Annotated in this window: 15 protein-coding genes; all 15 read left to right on the top strand. The window is 39.7% G+C overall.

Annotated features, from left to right (window positions below; translation table 11 throughout):
- Positions 1-198 precede the first annotated feature (198 nt).
- The 15 genes from D8845_RS06675 (at position 199) to D8845_RS06600 (ending at position 18,763) form a co-directional block, all read left to right on the top strand.
- Positions 199-1,821, top strand: a complete 1,623-nt coding sequence (locus D8845_RS06675) for a putative polysaccharide biosynthesis protein (protein ID WP_125452910.1) — start codon at positions 199-201, stop codon at positions 1,819-1,821.
- A gap of 204 nt (positions 1,822-2,025) precedes the next feature.
- Positions 2,026-3,984, top strand: a complete 1,959-nt coding sequence (locus D8845_RS06670; RefSeq protein ID WP_125452909.1) for a peptide ABC transporter substrate-binding protein — start codon at positions 2,026-2,028, stop codon at positions 3,982-3,984.
- A 141-nt stretch (positions 3,985-4,125) separates the two neighbouring features.
- Positions 4,126-5,220 (top strand): cystathionine gamma-synthase, encoded by a 1,095-nt coding sequence (locus tag D8845_RS06665; protein WP_125452908.1) that lies wholly within the window; start codon positions 4,126-4,128, stop codon positions 5,218-5,220.
- Between the two features lie 7 nt (positions 5,221-5,227).
- Positions 5,228-6,394: a MalY/PatB family protein gene (locus tag D8845_RS06660; protein ID WP_125452907.1), complete on the top strand. Its 1,167-nt coding sequence runs from the start codon at positions 5,228-5,230 to the stop codon at positions 6,392-6,394.
- A gap of 92 nt (positions 6,395-6,486) precedes the next feature.
- On the top strand, positions 6,487-9,585 hold the full coding sequence (locus tag D8845_RS06655) for a DEAD/DEAH box helicase (protein ID WP_125452906.1): 3,099 nt from the start codon (positions 6,487-6,489) through the stop codon (positions 9,583-9,585).
- A gap of 47 nt (positions 9,586-9,632) precedes the next feature.
- Positions 9,633-10,250, top strand: coding sequence for a cystathionine gamma-synthase (locus D8845_RS06650; protein ID WP_125452905.1), 618 nt, complete (start codon positions 9,633-9,635; stop codon positions 10,248-10,250).
- Positions 10,251-10,260: 10 nt separating this feature from the next.
- Complete coding sequence (gene murC, locus D8845_RS06645) at positions 10,261-11,595, top strand: UDP-N-acetylmuramate--L-alanine ligase (protein ID WP_125452904.1); 1,335 nt, start codon at positions 10,261-10,263, stop codon at positions 11,593-11,595.
- A gap of 9 nt (positions 11,596-11,604) precedes the next feature.
- Complete coding sequence (locus D8845_RS06640; protein ID WP_125452903.1) at positions 11,605-12,060, top strand: GNAT family N-acetyltransferase; 456 nt, start codon at positions 11,605-11,607, stop codon at positions 12,058-12,060.
- A gap of 8 nt (positions 12,061-12,068) precedes the next feature.
- On the top strand, positions 12,069-12,563 hold the full coding sequence (locus tag D8845_RS06635) for a GNAT family N-acetyltransferase (RefSeq protein WP_125452902.1): 495 nt from the start codon (positions 12,069-12,071) through the stop codon (positions 12,561-12,563).
- Positions 12,564-12,642: 79 nt separating this feature from the next.
- Positions 12,643-14,346 (top strand): endolytic transglycosylase MltG, encoded by a 1,704-nt coding sequence (gene mltG, locus D8845_RS06630; protein WP_125452901.1) that lies wholly within the window; start codon positions 12,643-12,645, stop codon positions 14,344-14,346.
- Between the two features lie 58 nt (positions 14,347-14,404).
- On the top strand, positions 14,405-14,887 hold the full coding sequence (greA, locus tag D8845_RS06625; protein ID WP_000818748.1) for a transcription elongation factor GreA: 483 nt from the start codon (positions 14,405-14,407) through the stop codon (positions 14,885-14,887).
- 75 nt (positions 14,888-14,962) lie between these two features.
- The gene (locus D8845_RS06620) at positions 14,963-16,327 is read left to right on the top strand and encodes an amino acid permease (RefSeq protein ID WP_060627822.1); all 1,365 of its coding nucleotides are present in this window, start codon (positions 14,963-14,965) and stop codon (positions 16,325-16,327) included.
- Positions 16,328-16,533: 206 nt separating this feature from the next.
- A complete protein-coding gene (locus D8845_RS06610) occupies positions 16,534-16,944 on the top strand; it encodes a GNAT family N-acetyltransferase (protein WP_094753649.1) in 411 nt (136 codons plus the stop codon).
- A gap of 229 nt (positions 16,945-17,173) precedes the next feature.
- Positions 17,174-18,019, top strand: a complete 846-nt coding sequence (locus tag D8845_RS06605; RefSeq protein ID WP_125452900.1) for an ABC transporter ATP-binding protein — start codon at positions 17,174-17,176, stop codon at positions 18,017-18,019.
- Positions 18,020-18,034: 15 nt separating this feature from the next.
- Entirely contained in the window at positions 18,035-18,763 is a 729-nt protein-coding gene (locus D8845_RS06600) for an ABC transporter permease (protein WP_049543346.1), read from the top strand.
- Positions 18,764-19,108: the final 345 nt, after the last annotated feature.

Raw genomic sequence — 19,108 nt, 5'->3', positions numbered from 1 at the left:
AACCGAAAGTCGTAAATTTACAAGTGACAAGGAAAAGTTTATAATGGGAGATGAGGAATTTTTCCTAGTGATTAAAACTCTTCGAAAATCAAATTCAAACCACGTCAGCTTCGCCTTGCCGTACTCAAGTACAGCCTGCGGCTAGCTTTCTAGTTTGCTCTTTGATTTTCATTGAGTATAAAATAAAATGAGGAATCTATGTCTAACGAAAACAATCACCAGCAGGCCCAGATGTTACGGGGGACTGCTTGGCTAACGGCTAGTAACTTTATCAGTCGCCTACTCGGGGCTATTTATATTATCCCCTGGTACATCTGGATGGGATCTTATGCAGCTACGGCCAATGGTCTCTTTACAATGGGCTATAATATCTATGCTTGGTTCTTGCTGATTTCAACAGCGGGTATTCCAGTTGCAGTGGCCAAGCAAGTGGCCAAGTACAATACCATGCGAGAAGAAGAGCACAGTTTTGCCCTGATTCGGAGCTTTTTAGGCTTTATGACGGGACTAGGTCTGGTCTTTGCTCTAGTCTTGTATCTCTTTGCTCCTTGGCTAGCAGACTTATCGGGTGTGGGGAAAGACCTGATCCCAATCATGCAGAGTTTGTCTTGGGCGGTTTTGATTTTCCCGTCTATGAGTGTTATCCGAGGTTTCTTCCAAGGGATGAATAACCTGAAACCTTATGCCATGAGCCAAATCGCTGAGCAGGTCATTCGTGTTATCTGGATGCTCTTAGCAACCTTTATCATTATGAAGCTCAGTTCAGGAGATTATCTGGCAGCGGTTACCCAATCCACCTTTGCTGCCTTTGTCGGCATGGTGGCCAGTTTTGCAGTTTTGATTTATTTCCTTGCTCAAGAAGGCTTACTCAAAAAAGTCCTTGAAACAGGGGATAAGATTAATAGTAAGCGTCTATTGGTTGATACCATTAAGGAAGCCATTCCTTTTATCCTGACAGGGTCTGCCATCCAGCTGTTCCAGATTCTGGACCAGATGACCTTCATCAATAGTATGAGCTGGTTTACCAACTATAGTAATGAAGATTTGGTTGTCATGTTTTCTTATTTCTCAGCCAATCCTAATAAAATCACTATGATTTTGATTTCTGTTGGGGTTTCGATTGGAAGTGTCGGCTTGCCACTTTTGACTGAAAACTATGTCAAGGGGGATTTGAAGGCAGCTTCTCGTCTGGTTCAGGACAGCATTACCATGCTTTTCCTATTCTTGCTACCAGCAACGGTTGGAGTGGTCATGGTCGGAGAACCTCTTTATACAGTCTTCTATGGTAAGCCAGATAGTTTGGCTATGGGCTTGTTTGTCTTTGCAGTTTTGCAGTCTACTATCTTAGGTTTGTACATGGTCTTGTCTCCCATGCTTCAGGCTATGTTTCGCAATCGCAAGGCGGTTCTCTATTTTATCTATGGTTCCATTGCAAAGTTGGTCTTGCAACTTCCAACCATCGCTCTGTTCCACAGTTACGGACCTTTGATTTCAACAACCATCGGTCTCATTATTCCTAATGTTTTGATGTATCGGGACATTTGTAAAGTAACAGGTGTCAAGCGCAAGGTGATTTTGAAGCGAACCATTTTAATCAGTTTGTTAACTCTTTTCATGTTTCTAGTAGTTGGGACATTGCAGTGGATTTTAGGATTTGTCTTCCAACCAAGTGGACGTTTGTGGAGCTTCCTTTATGTAGCTCTTGTCGGTGCCATGGGTGGAGGTGTTTATGGAATCATGAGCCTCCGTACCCGTTTGTTGGATAAGGTAATTGGAAAAGCCCAAGCAGATCGCTTACGAATCAAATTAAAGTTAACTTAAAAAATATTTATAAATAAAAGGGATAATTTGAACATTTCTATCATGAAATGCTTAGATTATTCTCTTTTTAATTAATTTGTGGAATAACAGCTAAAGTTTGTAGATAGAAATTTTATTTTTCTTAAATTTTACTCAAAAAACTATTGACTAAATAAAACTCGAGTTGTATAATAAGACAAATATTTAAATCAGGAGGTTCTGGAGATGAAAAAGTCTAAAGCCAAGTATGCAGCACTTGCAGGTGTCGTGTTGAGTGCAGGTATTTTATTAAGCGCGTGTGGGAATTCTAGCACAGCGTCAAAAGCATATAACTATGTTTATACTAGTGATCCATCTAGTTTGAACTATCTAGCAGAAAACCGTGCAACAACTAATGATATTGTGACTAATCTAGTAGATGGTCTCATGGAAAATGACCAGTATGGGAACTATATACCATCCTTGGCAGAGGATTGGAGTGTTTCTAAAGATGGTTTGACCTATACCTATAAACTTCGTAAAGATGCTAAATGGTATACTGCAGATGGAGATGAATATGCTCCAGTAACTGCGCAAGATTTTGTCACTGGGTTGAAATATGCGGCTGATAAAAAATCAGAAGCCTTGTACTTGGTGCAAGAATCCGTTGCAGGTTTAGATGACTATATCACTGGTAAAACAACAGACTTTTCAACTGTCGGAGTTAAGGCTCTTGACGACCAAACGGTTCAATATACCTTAACACGACCAGAATCTTACTGGAACTCAAAAACAACATCAACCATTCTCTTCCCAGTCAATGCAGATTTCTTGAAATCAAAAGGGGATGATTTTGGGAAGGTAGACCCATCTAGCATTTTGTACAATGGACCTTTCTTGATGAAATCCTTTGTTTCAAAATCTGTCATCGAATTCAAGAAAAATCCAAACTACTGGGATGCTAAAAATGTCTTTGTAGATGATGTGAAATTGGCCTATTATGATGGTAGTGACCAAGATGCACTGGCTCGTAACTTTGTCGAGGGGGCTTATAGCTACGCTCGTCTCTATCCGAACAGTTCAAGTTTTGAAGGAATTAAAGAGAAGAACAAAGATAATATCATCTATAAATTGCAAGAGCCTACTTCTTACTTCTTAAACTTTAACCTGGATAGAAAATCTTATAAATTTACTTCCAAGAAAAGTGATGCTGAAAAGAAATCGACTCAGGAAGCAGTTCTTAACAAAAACTTCCGTCAAGCCATTAACTTTGCCTATGACCGTACAGCTTACGGGGCTCAATCTCAAGGGGAAGACGGAGCAACTAAGATTTTGCGTAACCTAGTCGTTCCTCCTAATTTTGTAACCATCAACGGCAAAGACTTTGGTGAAGTAGTAGCCTCTAAAATGGTCAACTATGGTAAGGAATGGCAAGGAATCAACTTTGCGGATGCCCAAGATCCATACTACAATGCTGAAAAAGCCAAAGCCAAATTTGCAGAGGCTAAGAAAGAACTCCAATCCAAAGGAGTCCAATTCCCTATCCACTTGGACATGACAGTTGACCAAGCTGTTAAAAAGGGTGTTCAAGAGGCAAATTCTATGAAGCAATCTATTGAAGCAGCCTTAGGTGCAGAGAACGTTGTAATTGATATTCAACAACTCACTACTGAAGATTATGACAATACAAGCTATTTGGCTCAGACAGCAGCTCAGAAGGATTATGATCTTTACAACAGTGGTTGGGGTCCTGATTACCAAGATCCTTCAACCTATCTCGATATTTTTAATACTAATAGTGGTGGTGTTCTGCAAAATCTAGGTTTAGAGCCAGGTGAAGCCAATGACAAGGCTAAGGCTGTTGGGCTGGATGTTTATACTCAAATGCTGGAAGAAGCTAACAAGGAACAAGATATTGCAAAACGCTATGAAAAGTATGCTGAAATCCAAGCTTGGTTGGTAGATAGCTCTCTAGCCATTCCAAACGTTTCCCTGGGTGGAACACCAGTGTTGAGAAAAACAGTTCCTTTCTCAGAACCATTCTCACAAGCTGGTAATAAAGGTATTGAATCATATAAATACCTCAAAGTACAAGATAAGACAGTCACAAAAGACGAATATGAAAAAGCTAAAGAAAAATGGCTGAAAGAAAAAGAAGAATCCAATAAAAAAGCCCAAGAAGAATTGGCAAAACATGTCAAATAAGGATTTTTCAAGAAAAACGATGGTTTCAAAGGAAACTGTCGTTTTTTATATAGTTTGAAACTATAACTAGCTCTTGAAAAGAAGAAAATGAGTTGATGCAAATAAGTGGTACAATAGTTACTATAGATTTGGAGGTATTGTATGAGCAAGGAATTACACATCAACACAATTTTAGCCCAGGCGGGTATCAAGTCAGATGAAGCGACAGGTGCATTGGTGACACCGCTTCATTTTTCAACTACTTATCAGCATCCAGAGTTTGGTCAATCTACTGGATTTGACTATACACGTACCAAAAACCCAACTCGTAGTAAGGCTGAAGAAGTCTTGGCAGCTATTGAGTCAGCAGACTATGCCCTAGCCACTAGCTCGGGGATGTCAGCTATTGTATTGGCCTTTAGCGTCTTTCCGGTAGGTAGTAAGGTCTTGGCTGTCCGTGACCTTTACGGTGGTTCTTTTCGCTGGTTCAACCAAGTGGAGCAGGAAGGTCGTTTCCAGTTTACCTATGCCAATACAGAAGAAGAGTTGATTGCCGAGTTGGAAAAGGATGTGGATGTTCTCTATATCGAAACACCAACTAATCCCTTGATGTTGGAATTTGATATTGAAAAACTATCCAAATTGGCTCATGCTAAGGGTGCCAAAGTGGTGGTGGACAATACTTTCTATAGCCCTATCTACCAACGTCCGATTGAAGATGGAGCGGATATCGTTCTTCATTCAGCAACCAAGTATCTGGCAGGGCACAATGATGTCTTGGCTGGTGTGGTTGTGACCAATAGTTTAGAACTATACGAAAAACTCTTCTACAATCTCAATACGACAGGGGCAGTTTTGTCACCGTTTGACAGCTATCAATTGATTCGTGGTCTTAAGACCTTGTCTCTTCGTATGGAGCGTTCAACAGCAAATGCCCAAGAAGTGGTTGCCTTTTTGAAGGATTCTCCAGCGGTTAAGGAAGTTCTCTATACTGGGCGTGGAGGGATGATTTCCTTTAAAGTAACAGATGAAACACGCATTCCGCATATTTTGAACAGCCTCAAGGTCTTCTCTTTTGCGGAAAGTTTGGGTGGGGTGGAAAGTCTCATTACTTATCCAACGACTCAAACTCATGCTGATATTCCAGCAGAAGTGCGCCATTCTTATGGTTTGACAGATGACCTTTTGCGCTTGTCAATTGGGATTGAAGATGCTAGAGATTTGATTGCAGATTTGCGCCAAGCCTTGGAAGGATAAGATAAAGATGGGAAAATATGATTTTACAAGCCTGCCCAATCGCTTAGGGCACCATACCTATAAATGGAAAGAGGCGGAAACAGATAGCGAAGTCCTACCAGCTTGGATAGCAGATATGGACTTTGTTGTCTTGCCTGAAATCCGCCAAGCCGTGCAGACTTACGCTGATCAACTGGTTTATGGCTATACCTATGCCAGTGAAGAGTTAATTAAGGAAGTTCAAAAGTGGGAAGCTACACAACACGGTTACCACTTTGACAAAGAGGCCCTTGTCTTTATCGAGGGTGTGGTACCAGCCATCTCAACAGCTATTCAAGCCTTTACGCAAGAAGGTGAGGCGGTTTTGATTAACACGCCTGTCTATCCACCTTTTGCTCGCAGTGTCAAGTTGAACAATCGTAGATTGATTACCAATTCCTTGGTGGAAAAGGATGGTCTGTTTGAGATTGATTTTGACCAACTGGAGAAGGATTTGGTGGAAGAGGATGTCAAACTCTATATCCTCTGCAACCCTCACAACCCTGGTGGACGTGTGTGGGAAAAGGAAGTGTTGGAGAAGATTGGTCAACTCTGCCAGAAACACGGTATTTTGCTGGTTTCGGACGAGATTCACCAAGATTTGGCCCTCTTTGGTCACAAACACCATTCTTTTAATACCATCAATCCAGCCTTTAAAGATTTTGCGATCGTCTTGAGCAGTGCCACTAAAACCTTTAACATAGCTGGGACAAAAAATTCCTATGCAGTCATTGAAAGTCCTAAGTTGAGATTGGCTTACCAGAAACGCCAGTTGGCCAACAATCAGCATGAAATTTCAGGCTTGGGTTATTTGGCGACAGAAGCTGCCTATCGCTATGGGAAGGATTGGCTAGAGGAACTCAAGCAAGTATTTGAAGACCACATCAATTATGTAGTGGAACTATTTGGAAAAGAGACTAAAATCAAGGTTATGAAACCGCAAGGAACCTACTTGATTTGGCTTGATTTTTCAGCCTATGACCTGACTGATGAAAGATTGCAAGAGCTGTTGAGAAATGAAGCCAAGGTTATCCTTAACCGTGGTTTAGATTTTGGGGAGGAAGGGAGTCTTCATGCCCGCCTCAATGTTGCCATGCCCAAATCTCTACTGCAAGAAGTTTGTCAGCGGATTGTGACGACTTTTGCCAAACTTTAAAAATCCAGCCTTCTAGGAGAAAAGTCTTTCTAGAAGGCTATTTTCATAAGTGAAAATATGGTATAATAAAAAGATAAGGTAAAGGTAGAAATATGGCTAAATTGATTCCGGGGAAAGTCCGTATCGAAGGCGTTGCCCTCTATGAAACTGGTAAAGTTGACATCATCAAGGAAAAGAATAATCGGCTCTATGCTCGCGTTGCAGAAGAAGAACTGCGCTATAGTCTAGAGGATGATTTGGTTTTTTGTGCTTGCGATTTTTTCCAAAAGAGGGGCTACTGTGTGCATTTGGCGGCGCTGGAGCATTTTCTGAAAAATGATGAGCGTGGCCAGGAAATCTTGCAGAGTCTGGAAGAAGGTCATGAAGAAAAAGAGGCCGTTGAAACCAAGGTGACCTTGGGCGGCAAATTTTTGGACCGAATCTTATCTCCAAAATCAGACCGCTCCTATGAGTTGTCGGCTGTGGGACAAGTGGAAGCAGGAACTAATCATATCTTGTGGACCCTGAGAATCGGGCAAATCAATAGTCAAAAATACTATGTCATTCGGGATATTCCTCTCTTTTTACGAGTTGTTGAGAAGAGAAAACCTTATATGATTGGAAAAACTTATGAGGAGTCTCTGTCTTGGGAAGCCTTTAATGAGGCCAGTCAAGAACTTATTACTTTCTTGCGCGGATTAACGGATGAAGGATTGACTCCAGACCTCTTTTTCCAAAACCAAGGTCGGCATCTCTTTTTCCCTCTGACCTTTTTTGAGCAGGGTGTGAATTTATTGATGACCTTGCCCCATTTTCAATTTGACCATCAAGTAGATAGTTACCAAACCCTGCTCTTTCAGGATATGAATGCGGATGCTAATCTATTTGCCTTTACAGTAACAGAATACTCTGACTATTTTGAAATGGAAATCAGCGAGAGCCCCAGGATCAATGTCTTTTATCAGGGAGCTGTGCTGTTTCATAAAGGACAGATTTATTTTCTAACAGACCAGCAGACGCGTCTTCTCCAGGAAATTAAAGCGCTGCCTTTGGATCAGCATGGAAAGAAATATCTGCAATTTGATAGCAGTGACCGAGATAAGTTGGCTTCTTGCTTAACTCTTTTTAGTCAGATGGGCACCGTTTCAGCTCCAGAACGCTTACAAATCAAATCCTTTGCGCCCTCTTTTTACTTTGATAGGGAAGAGGATAATCGGATTCGTTTAGAAATTCAGTTTGATTATGGTAATAGACAGGTATCTAGCCGACAAGAGCTAGAAGAATTACCATTTTCGAGTGATGCTGACTTAGAAGAAAGAATTTTCCAAGTCTGTTTGGCAGCTGGTTTTGAAGCGGACTTTCAATCTTGGCGCCAGGCCTTAAAAGCGGAGTCTGTTTATCATTTCTTCCACGAAATCATTCCAGTCTTTGAAAAACTCGGGAATGTTGACCTATCAGATAAGCTAGAAGAGCTTTATAGCCTAGCAAGCCCTCAAGTGGAGATTGCTTCTAAGGGAGGTCTCTTGGAAATCCAGTTTGATTTTCAAGACATTGCCCAAGAAGAAATTGACCAAGCCATGCAAGCCTTGGTCGCCAACAAGGATTTTTACATTGATTCGTCTAACCAAGTCTACTTTTTCGATGAAGAAACCAAGAAAATTCGCCAAAATCTACAGGAACTAGGACAATTTGAACTAAAAGATGGCTCCTTACAAGCTCGGAAATCCTTAGCCTACAGTTTAGCTCATCTTTTTGAAGGGCGAGACCGCATTTCTTTTTCACAAGAATTCCAGAATTTGGCCCAGGATTTGACGCATCCAGAGGACTTCCCACGACAAGCAACTCAGGTTAAGGCTGACTTGCGTGATTATCAGGAAAAGGGAATCGGCTGGCTACAAATGCTCCATCATTATGGTTTTGGTGGGATTTTGGCTGATGATATGGGACTTGGTAAAACCCTGCAGACCATTGCTTTTTTGACCAGTCAAGTGACAAAAGAAAGTCGGGTTTTGATTTTAGCTCCATCTGGTTTGATCTACAACTGGGCAGATGAGTTTCAGAAATTTGCCCCACAGTTGGATGTGGCTGTTGTTCATGGTTTGAAAGCTAGTCGTGAAGAGATTCTTGCTGAGAGCCATCAAATCTATGTAACGAGCTATGCCACCTTCCGTCAGGACAGTGAGCTTTATCAGGGGATGTCCTTTGACTTTCTTTTCTTAGATGAGGCCCAGGTCATGAAAAACGCCCAGACCAAGATTGCCCAGACCTTGAGAGAGTTTGTGGTGCCGTCGGTCTTTGCCCTGTCAGGAACTCCTATTGAAAATCACCTAGGTGAGCTGTGGTCTATTTTCCAAATCGTCATGCCAGGACTTTTGCCAAGTAAGAAAGAATTTATGAAATTACCAGCTGAGCGAGTGGCTCAGTTTATCAAGCCTTTCGTTATGCGACGCAAGAAAGAAGAAGTTCTGACTGAATTGCCAGACCTGATTGAAGTAGTTTATAAGAATGAACTGGAAGACCAGCAAAAGGCTATCTACCTAGCCCAGTTGCAACAGATGCGGGACCGTCTGGCTCAAGTGTCAGATCAGGAATTTCAGCGAAGTCGTGTGGAAATCTTATCTGGTTTGATGCGCTTGCGTCAAATCTGTGACACCCCTGCCCTCTTTATGGAAGATTATCAGGGAGCAAGTGGCAAACTGGATAGTCTTCGAGATCTGCTGGTACAGGTAGCAGACGGTGGACACCGTGTCTTGATTTTCTCGCAGTTCAAGGGAATGTTGGAGAAAATTGAACAAGAACTGCCAGACTTGGGCTTGACTTCCTTTAAAATTACGGGTTCAACCCCAGCCAAGGAAAGACAAGACATGACCAAAGCCTTTAACCAAGGGGAAAGAGATGCCTTTCTGATTTCCCTTAAGGCTGGTGGTGTCGGTCTGAACCTGACAGGTGCTGATACAGTGATCTTGGTTGACCTTTGGTGGAATCCTGCGGTGGAGGCGCAAGCTATTGGCCGTGCCCATCGGATGGGTCAGGAAGAAACGGTTGAGGTTTATCGCTTGGTGACCAAGGGAACCATTGAAGAAAAAATCCAGGAACTCCAAGAACAAAAGAAACATCTGGTGTCACAAGTATTGGACGGCACAGAGTCACGTGGTAGTCTGACCCTAGCAGAAATTAGAGAAATTTTGGGAATTTCTGAAGCCAGCACTTGAAAAATCAAGACAATACGCTATAATGAAGTGTTGAAAGGAAATAGAAAATGAGAGAAGAACGATTTCCATTGGTGTCAGATGATGAGATCATGTTGACTGAGATGCCGGTTATGGACCTCTATGATGAATCTGACTTTATCAGTAATATCAAGGGAGAATACCGTGATAAGAATTATCTGGAGTGGGGCCCTATTACTGAAGAAAAACCAGCAAAACCGATTGAAAAGCCAGTAGAGAAATCTAAGAAGGCTGGGTTAGGGGTTAAAAAAGAAGGAAAGAGCTATGCGGAGGTGGCGCGTGAAGAAGCGCGTGCGGATTTGAAAAAGAAACGCTCGGCAAGCTATCTTACTAAGGACATCACTCCTACAAGACGCCATTCTCAGCCAAGTCTAGTTAGAAAGGGCAATCAACCTACCGCGCCTTTCCAAAAGGAAAATCCTGGTGAATTTGTCAAATATAGTCAAAAAATGACCCAGTCTCATTACATTTTGGCGGAAGAAGTGAGCAATATTTCGACTCAAGCTGGGACAAAAGAAACTTCAGGCCCAAAGAAAAACAACTATGATTTTCTAAAGAAGAGCCAAATCTACAATAAAAAGAATCAACAAAAAGAACAAGAACGTCAGGTTGCCCAAGAGTTGAATCTGACAAGAATTACGGAATAGGGGAGAAAACATGTCAAAGACATATCATTTTATCGGAATTAAGGGATCAGGGATGAGTGCCTTGGCCTTGATGTTGCACCAAATGGGGCATAAGGTACAGGGATCAGATGTTGAAAAGTACTACTTTACTCAACGTGGTCTTGAGCAGGCAGGGATTACCATTCTTCCTTTTGATGAAAAGAATCTAGACGGTGATATGGAAATTATCGCTGGAAATGCCTTTCGTCCAGATAACAACGTCGAAATTGCTTATGCGGATCAAAATGGCATTAGCTACAAACGTTACCATGAGTTCCTAGGTAGCTTTATGCGTGATTTTGTTAGCATGGGAGTAGCAGGAGCGCATGGAAAAACTTCAACGACAGGTATGTTATCTCATGTCTTGTCTCACATTACAGATACTAGCTTCTTGATTGGAGACGGGACTGGTCGTGGTTCAGCCAATGCCAAATATTTTGTCTTTGAATCTGACGAATATGAGCGTCACTTCATGCCTTACCACCCAGAATACTCTATTATCACCAACATTGACTTTGACCATCCAGACTATTTCACAAGTCTAGAGGATGTTTTCAATGCCTTTAACGACTATGCTAAACAAATTACCAAAGGTTTGTTTATCTACGGTGAAGATGCTGAATTGCGTAAGATTACGTCTGATGCTCCGATTTATTATTATGGTTTTGAAGCAGAAGGTAATGACTTTGTCGCTAGTGATCTTCTTCGTTCAACAACTGGTTCAACCTTCACAGTTCATTTCCGTGGTCAAGAATTAGGGCAATTCCACATTCCAACCTTTGGTCGTCACAATATCATGAATGCGACAGCTGTTATTGGTCTTCTTTACACAGCAGGATTTGATTTGAACTTGGTGCGTGAACACTTGAAAACATTTGCCGGTGTTAAGCGTCGTTTCACTGAGAAAATTGTCAATGACACGGTGATTATCGATGACTTTGCCCACCATCCAACAGAAATCATTGCAACCTTGGATGCAGCTCGTCAGAAATACCCAAGCAAGGAAATTGTTGCAGTCTTCCAACCGCATACTTTTACAAGAACCATTGCCTTGTTGGACGAATTTGCCCACGCTTTGAACCAAGCGGATGCTGTTTATCTAGCCCAAATTTATGGATCTGCTCGTGAAGTAGACCATGGTGATGTTAAGGTAGAAGACCTAGCCAATAAAATCAATAAGAAACACCAAGTTATCACTGTTGAAAATGTTTCTCCACTCCTAGACCATGACAATGCTGTCTATGTCTTTATGGGAGCAGGAGATATCCAAACCTATGAATATTCATTCGAGCGTCTCTTGTCTGACTTGACAAGCAATGTTCAATAGGAAGTTTTCATGGAAATTCCAATTAAGATCATTCAGGCAAGTAAGTCTGATTTGACTGAGATAGAGGCACTTCAGGCCTTATCTTTTCCAGCTAAAAATCAGCAACCTTCCCATATTTTAGAAGAAAGTATTCGTAAGTATGCGGATACCTTTCTTCTAGCTAAGGATGAAAATCAGCTTCTGGGCTATGTTCTAGGTGGTCCTTACCCACACAATCCGAAATGTCTAGAAATACATTCTTTAGTCATTGAGTCTGACCATCAGAGACAGGGCTTGGGAACGCTTCTTCTTGCGGCTTTGAAAGATGTGGCAGTTGAGCTGGATTACAAAGCTATTCGTTTGAAGAGTCCAGATGAGTTGCTTTCCTATTTTGAAATGAACGGTTTTATTGATGAAGAAGAGACAGATTCGCTTTATGCAGCTAGTCAAGTTTTTAGTATGATTTGGTTTAATCTCTTTTTTTAGGAGGCACAATGGAAATTAGGAAAGCAAGATTAGAAGATTTAGATCGTATCGTTGAGATTGAACTAGAAAATTTTTCGATCGAAGAAGTCATTCCTCGCTCTGTTTTTAAGGCGCATTTGCGAGAAATTCAGACCTCGTTTCTGGTTGCAGAAAAAGAAGGCAGAATCATGGGGTATATAGAAGGGCCAGTTGGACCACACCACCATCTGCAAGATCAGTCTTTTACAGAAGAGATAGAAGATTATAGTCATGAGCCTGGTGGCTATATCTCTGTGACCTGTCTTTCTATTGCCAAGGAGGCACAGGGCCTTGGACTTGGTCAGAAATTACTAACAGCCTTGAAAGAGTTGGCTCTTGAACACGAAAGAGAAGGCATTAATCTAACCTGTCATGACTATCTCATCGCCTACTATGAAAAACAAGGATTTGTTAATGAAGGCCTGTCCCAGTCAACCTTTGCAGGGGAAACATGGTATGATATGATCTGGGAATCTAAAAAATAAGCTAGAAAAGCATGCTAGGTTGCTTTTCTTTCGTTTTTAAGATATAATATTATGGACTGTCAACAAGGAGGTAAATCTTTTGAGTGAAAATCCAAAAGAAGAAAAATTAAGCTTTAAAGAGCAGATTTTACGTGATTTAGAGAGAGTAAAAAAACAAGATAGAAGTGAGCAAGAAAACGAGATTACAAGTTTTGAAACTCCTTCGTCTCCAGAAAATTCAGTAGTTCCTTCAACTCAGGACAACGAACCTTCAGCAGAAGAGTTGATGGCTAATTCTCTCTCTGTTGTGGATCAAATATTAAAGAACGCTCCTAGTGTTCCGTCACGTTCAAATGATATTTCGGATGAAATTGCAGCAAATGAAGAAGTTGCAGAATCTAAAATTGAAGCGGCTACTGAGCCTGTAGTTGAACCTGTAGAACCTATTTTTGAACCAGTTCAACCGAAAGTAGAACCTGTAAAGCTTAACGAAGAAAAAGAATTTAACGAGATTCCAACAAAGGTTGCGGTGTCGTATAAAACAAGTAAACAGCAGAAAGAAGTTAGTACTCCTGCACAGGATAATGAGCTATCTGAGTCAGCTGAATTAACAGACAGCCTAGCTAGTGCTCCGAGACGTAGTCGTCGCGAAGCTACAAAATCAACTGCTAAGAAGAAGCCAAAAGGGAAAGGATGTCTTGTTGGCTTCCTGTTATTCTTGGTAGTTGTTGCTCTTGGTGGCTATTTTGGCTATGTCTATATTCAAGATTCATTTAAACCTATTGATGCGAATTCTAAGGAATATGTTACTGTTCAAATTCCAGAAGGTTCTAATGTCCAAGAAATTGGGAATGCTTTGGAAAAATCTGGTTTGGTCAAACATGGAATTATCTTCAGCTTGTATGCTAAGTACAAAAATTACTCTGATTTCAAATCAGGATACTATAATTTGATGAAGAGTATGAGTACGGATGATTTGATTAAAGAATTGCAAAAAGGTGGTACACCTGAACCTCAGGCCCCATCTCTTGCGAACTTGACAATTCCAGAAGGTTATACGATTGATCAAATCGCACAAGCAGTGGGACAACTTGAAGGTAATTTTAAGGAAGCTCTTACGGCAGATGCCTTCTTGACAAAAGTTCAAGATGAAACCTTTATTGCTCAAGAGGTAGCTAAGTATCCAAACTTGCTTGGAAGCTTGCCAACAAAAGAGTCGGGTGTTCGTTATCGTTTGGAGGGATATCTTTTCCCAGCAACCTACTCTATCAAGGAAAGTACAACTATTGAAAGTTTGATTGATGAGATGCTGTCTGCTATGGATAAGGCCTTATCAAACCATTATAGTGCGATTAAAGACAAGAATTTGACTGTTAATGAATTGTTGACGATTGCATCCCTTGTGGAAAAAGAAGGTGCTCAGACAGAAGATCGCAAAAAAATTGCTGGTGTCTTCTATAACCGTTTGAACCTTGGTATGCCACTTCAAAGCAATATTGCGATTTTATATGCTCAAGGAAAACTTGGTCAGAAAATTAGTTTAGCAGATGATGCTGGAATTGATACAAATATTGATTCACCTTTTAACGTCTATACTCGTTTAGGTCTTATGCCTGGGCCAGTTGATAGTCCAAGTCTTGATGCTATTGAAGCAAGTGTTAACCAAACAAAGAGTGAATATTTGTACTTTGTAGCCAATGTTGAAGATGGAAAAGTTTACTTTGCAACAACTAAAGATGAACATGATCAAAATGTTGCACAGCATATCAACAGCAAATTATCCCAATCAAGCAGTGCAAACTAAAATTATGTGGTTCGCCACATAATTTTGCTTTAAAAGTTAAATAAGAAAGTTGAGAAAAATGGCAGAAAAAACATATCCTATGACCCTAGCGGAAAAGGAAAAACTTGAAAAAGAATTAGAAGAATTGAAATTGGTCCGCCGACCAGAAGTGGTAGAACGCATTAAGATTGCCCGTTCATACGGTGACCTTTCTGAAAACAGTGAATATGAAGCAGCTAAGGACGAACAAGCTTTTGTCGAAGGACAAATCTCTAGCTTGGAAACAAAAATCCGTTATGCTGAAATCGTCAATAGCGACTCAGTTGCCGATGATGAAGTGGCGATTGGAAAAACAGTCACTATCCAAGAAATTGGTGAGGACGAAGAAGAAGTTTATATTATCGTAGGTTCAGCCGGTGCAGATGCCTTTGCGGGTAAAGTTTCAAATGAAAGCCCAATTGGACAAGCCTTGATTGGTAAGAAAACAGGTGATACAGCAACCATTGAAACACCTGTTGGTAGCTATGATGTAAAAATCTTGAAGGTTGAAAAAACAGCCTAAAAATAGAAAAAAGGAGTGGGGAGGCAGTGCGCTTCACTCACTCCTTTTTCCATTTTAAATTGAATTGGAGACGTTATGAGTTCAAAGAAGAAAAAAAATAAGATGGAGCGTGGTCTGACCAATCGTCACGTGCAGGTTATGGCCATTGCGGGAACAATCGGAACAGGACTCTTTTTGGGAGCAGGTCGATCTATCAGCCTAACAGGTCCTTCTATTGTACTAATTTATATGATTACGGGGGCCTTCATGTTCCTAATGATGCGTGCAGTTGGGGAAATGCTCTACCAAGACCCTGAGCAACATACCTTTATCAACTTTATCACGCGCCATTTGGGTAAGGGCTGGGGTTATTTCTCGGTTTGGTCTTACTGGCTATCCGTTGTCTTTATCGGTATGGCGGAAATCACTGCTATCTCTCACTATGTTCAGTTCTGGTTTCCTAGCTGGCCAAGTTGGATGATTGAGATTGGATTTTTGACCATTCTAGCCTTGGTCAATCTGATTGCGGTGAAGCTCTTTGGGGAAGTTGAGTTTTGGTTTGCTATGGTCAAGATTGTGGCTATTTTAGCTATGATTGCCACAGGAGTCTTTATGGTCTTGACAGGCTTTAAGACACCTCATGGAGTAGCAAGTTTGGCTAATATCGCCGATAATTTCTCCCTCTTCCCTAATGGTGGAGTGAACTTTGTCATGGCCTTCCAGATGGTTTTCTTTGCCTACCTCATGATTGAGTTTATCGGGGTAACAACTTCAGAAACCAAAAATCCACGTCAGGTCTTGCCAAAAGCCGTTAAGGAAATTCCCTTGCGTATCGCCTTTTTCTATGGAGGTGCTCTCTTAGCCATTATGGCTATTATACCGTGGCGTGAACTTGCATCGGCTGATTCTCCCTTTGTTACAGTGTTTGAATTGGCAGGAGTCAAGTGGGCGGCAGCCTTGATTAACTTCGTCGTTTTGACATCAGCGGCATCTGCTCTTAACTCAACTCTATACTCAACAGGTCGTCATTTGTATCAGATTGCCCATGATTCGCCAAATCGCTTCCTAAAAGCAATTAAGGCAGATACTCTCTCTCGCCACAACGTGCCACAAAATGCCATCATTGCCTCAGCAATCTTGATTGCTCTAGCAGCCTTTATTAACATCTTGCCAGGTGTTTCCGATGCCTTTGCCTTGATTACGGCATCATCATCAGGTGTCTATATCGCCATTTATATCTTGATTATGGTGGCTCACCTTAAATACCGCAAGTCACAGGACTTTATGGCGGACGGCTATCTCATGCCCCATTATCGTTTCCTAAATCCCTTAACCATGCTCTTCTTTGCCTTTGTCTTTGTAACTCTCTTTTTACAAGAGTCTACATTTGTAGGAGCAATCGGTTCAGCTATCTGGATTATCGGTTTCGGGATTTATAGCCAGTGGAAATTTAGAAAATAAATTAATACTTAATGAAAATCAAAGAGCAAACTAGGAAGCTAGCCGCAGGCTGTACTTGAGTACGGCAAGGTGAAGCTGACGTGGTTTGAATTTGATTTTCGAAGAGTATAAGGACTCATCAACTCAGGTTGGTGAGTTTTTGCTAGTTTGACAGTCTATTGAAATAAGACTATAATCAAGCTGTAACAGTGTTTAAGGAGGTTTAGATGTACTTTAGATTGGAAAATAAGGAATCCCATAAATCACAAGAAATAGGGAATCTGATTCGTCTTTATAACCGTTCAAAAAGAGAAGAAGCTGAAAGTGAGCCACTTAATCTTTATGTCGAAGATGAAAAGGGCAATCTCCTGGCAGGTTTGATAGCAGAGACTTTTGGAAATTGGTTGGAAATTGAGTATTTGTTTGTAAAAGAGGAACTGCGAGGGCAAGGAATCGGTTCAAAACTATTGCAGCAAGCAGAAACTGAAGCTAAGAATCGAAACTGTCGTTTTGCTTTTGTCAATACTTACCAGTTTCAAGCTCCTGATTTTTATAAAAGGCATGGCTACAAGGAAGTCTTTACTTTACAAGACTATCCCTACATTGGGCAAAGATATTATTACCAAAAGGATTTGTGACCTAGACTTCTATCCTTTGAAGAGGAGCTTAGCTAAGTATCAAATAAGAACGAATACTCTTTATCATGTAAGATGATAGAGAGTTTTTTTGTTAATAAAATATTACAAAATGACATTTATATATTGCATTAAGTCAGATATATGGTATAATATTTTTAAAAGAAGCGCAACTTTTTAAAATTAATGAGAATCAAAGAGAAAACCAAGAATATTAATGGAGGAATAAAAAATGGAAGTTATAAATGTAAGTAAGCATTATGGTCATTCAACCATTCTTAAAGATATAAATTTCGCACTTATCAAGGGTGAAATTGTTGGTCTAGTAGGGAGAAACGGAGTTGGCAAGAGTACATTGATGAAAATTCTTGTTCAGAATAATCAACCGACTTCAGGGAATATTATAAGTAGTGATAATGTTGGGTATTTAATCGAAGAACCAAAATTATTTTTATCTAAAACAGGTTTAGAGAATTTAAAATATTTGTCAAATTTATATGGTGTTGACTACAATAAAGAAAGATTTGGAAGTTTGATCCAAGAGTTAGATTTGACTCAGTCTATTAATAAAAAAGTAAAGACCTATTCTTTAGGTACAAAACAAAAATTAGCTTTGCTTCTAACTCTCGTTACGGAACCTGATATATTGATTTTAGATGAACCGACTAATGGTTTAGATATTGAATCATCACAAATAGTTTTAGCAGTTCTAAAAAACTTAGCTTTACATGAAAATGTGGGAATTTTAATATCGAGTCATAAATTAGAAGATATTGAAGAAATTTGTGAGAGGGTCCTTTTCTTGGAGAACGGGCTTTTGACATTCCAAAAAGTAGGAAAAGATAGACATAATTGCTTGTTTGAGATAGCTTTTTCATCAGCTACAGATAAAGACATTTTCCTTACCAAACAAGAATTTGGGGATATTGTTCAGGAAGAGGGACTGAAAATTACTATGTCTGGGAATATTCAAAGTAGTGAGCTTTTTAAATTTTTTAACGAAAACTCTATTAAAGTAGTTGATTTTGAAACTAAAAAAGAGACGCTTAAAGATATTTATCTAAATCGTTCAAAATAAAGGAAGGTTATAATCATGAAATTAAATAAATTGAATTTTCTTAAGGAAAATATAAGAGATTTATATTCATCAGGCGTAATATATCTCGGATTGATTATCTCGTTTATACCGCCGATACTGGTTACATTCTTTATTCTAAAGACTCAAGGGACATCACTTGGTATTAAGCATATTTCAAATTTTTATGCTATGCTCGGTATGTTAATGGCTGTTATACATGCTAACCGAATTATTAGCAGGGATTTTTCTAACAATACGATCAGTTTATTTTATAATCAAAAGAAAAATCGGATGATTTACGTCTTGTCTAATTTTCTATATGCCATCTCAGTTTCCATTATTTATGCTTTGAATGGCATTGTGCTACTAGTCATCGTATGTAAATTGGGTGTTCCAGGTGATTTAGGATTAGATTTTATAGTAGCTATTGTAGTCAATACAATTTTGTTAGTCCTATTTTATTTTCTATTATCTTACATTTTCTATTTATACAAATTGAAAAGTGGCTTGATATTTGGTATTTTAGTTGCTTTACTACTCTTTATCCCTAATATATTAAATACGATTATGATGAATACTAGTAATGATTTGTTTATCAAAGCAATTGAACTTCTTCCTTTTTATTCTTTACCTGTATTTGTGGCTTCAAATACGATGTCTATTAGTCAGTATCTTGTGGTAATCACTACAATCATTTTATTGTACTTTTTCACTCTCAAGAAAAGCAAGAAGTATTCATTTTAGTTTCGTTTAGTATTATTTTGCATACTTAAAACCAGCAAAAAATCAGTCATCTTGGTATGCTCCTTCTCTTGCTGTTCACCACGTTTTTGACTTATACTAGACTCATTTCCAAAAGCATTATATAATAGTAATATGAAACCAACTAAACTAAACAAGAAGTACAAGCAATAAAAACTCGTTTAAAAGATTCTACTAAAGCTAATACTAAACAAAAATAAAAGAGTAAACTAGGAAGTTTATTTCAAACAATCCAACATACTGATTTTAGGTTGAAGATAATATTGGAGTGCTAATTAATGAGGTTATAATAAATAGCTGACAGCTTGTGTTAGTTTTGGATTTTTT

It is taken from the genome of Streptococcus mitis, from assembly GCF_003942865.1.
In the GTDB taxonomy this organism is placed as follows: Bacteria; Bacillota; Bacilli; order Lactobacillales; family Streptococcaceae; genus Streptococcus; species Streptococcus mitis_BI.
Note: the sequence above shows the minus strand (reverse complement) of the source record. Positions and strands in the feature narration are given on the sequence as shown.

Excerpts from the sequence above, each read along its gene's own strand:
- D8845_RS06605 (WP_125452900.1), top strand. The coding sequence starts at position 17,174 with ATGGAAGTTATAAATGTAAGTAAGCATTATGGTCATTCAACCATTCTT.
- D8845_RS06600 (WP_049543346.1), top strand. The coding sequence starts at position 18,035 with ATGAAATTAAATAAATTGAATTTTCTTAAGGAAAATATAAGAGATTTA.
- D8845_RS06635 (WP_125452902.1), top strand. The coding sequence starts at position 12,069 with ATGGAAATTAGGAAAGCAAGATTAGAAGATTTAGATCGTATCGTTGAG.
- murC (WP_125452904.1), top strand. The coding sequence starts at position 10,261 with ATGTCAAAGACATATCATTTTATCGGAATTAAGGGATCAGGGATGAGT.
- D8845_RS06660 (WP_125452907.1), top strand. The coding sequence starts at position 5,228 with ATGGGAAAATATGATTTTACAAGCCTGCCCAATCGCTTAGGGCACCAT.
- D8845_RS06610 (WP_094753649.1), top strand. The coding sequence starts at position 16,534 with ATGTACTTTAGATTGGAAAATAAGGAATCCCATAAATCACAAGAAATA.
- D8845_RS06665 (WP_125452908.1), top strand. The coding sequence starts at position 4,126 with ATGAGCAAGGAATTACACATCAACACAATTTTAGCCCAGGCGGGTATC.
- D8845_RS06675 (WP_125452910.1), top strand. The coding sequence starts at position 199 with ATGTCTAACGAAAACAATCACCAGCAGGCCCAGATGTTACGGGGGACT.
- D8845_RS06620 (WP_060627822.1), top strand. The coding sequence starts at position 14,963 with ATGAGTTCAAAGAAGAAAAAAAATAAGATGGAGCGTGGTCTGACCAAT.
- D8845_RS06640 (WP_125452903.1), top strand. The coding sequence starts at position 11,605 with ATGGAAATTCCAATTAAGATCATTCAGGCAAGTAAGTCTGATTTGACT.
- greA (WP_000818748.1), top strand. The coding sequence starts at position 14,405 with ATGGCAGAAAAAACATATCCTATGACCCTAGCGGAAAAGGAAAAACTT.
- D8845_RS06655 (WP_125452906.1), top strand. The coding sequence starts at position 6,487 with ATGGCTAAATTGATTCCGGGGAAAGTCCGTATCGAAGGCGTTGCCCTC.
- D8845_RS06670 (WP_125452909.1), top strand. The coding sequence starts at position 2,026 with ATGAAAAAGTCTAAAGCCAAGTATGCAGCACTTGCAGGTGTCGTGTTG.
- D8845_RS06650 (WP_125452905.1), top strand. The coding sequence starts at position 9,633 with ATGAGAGAAGAACGATTTCCATTGGTGTCAGATGATGAGATCATGTTG.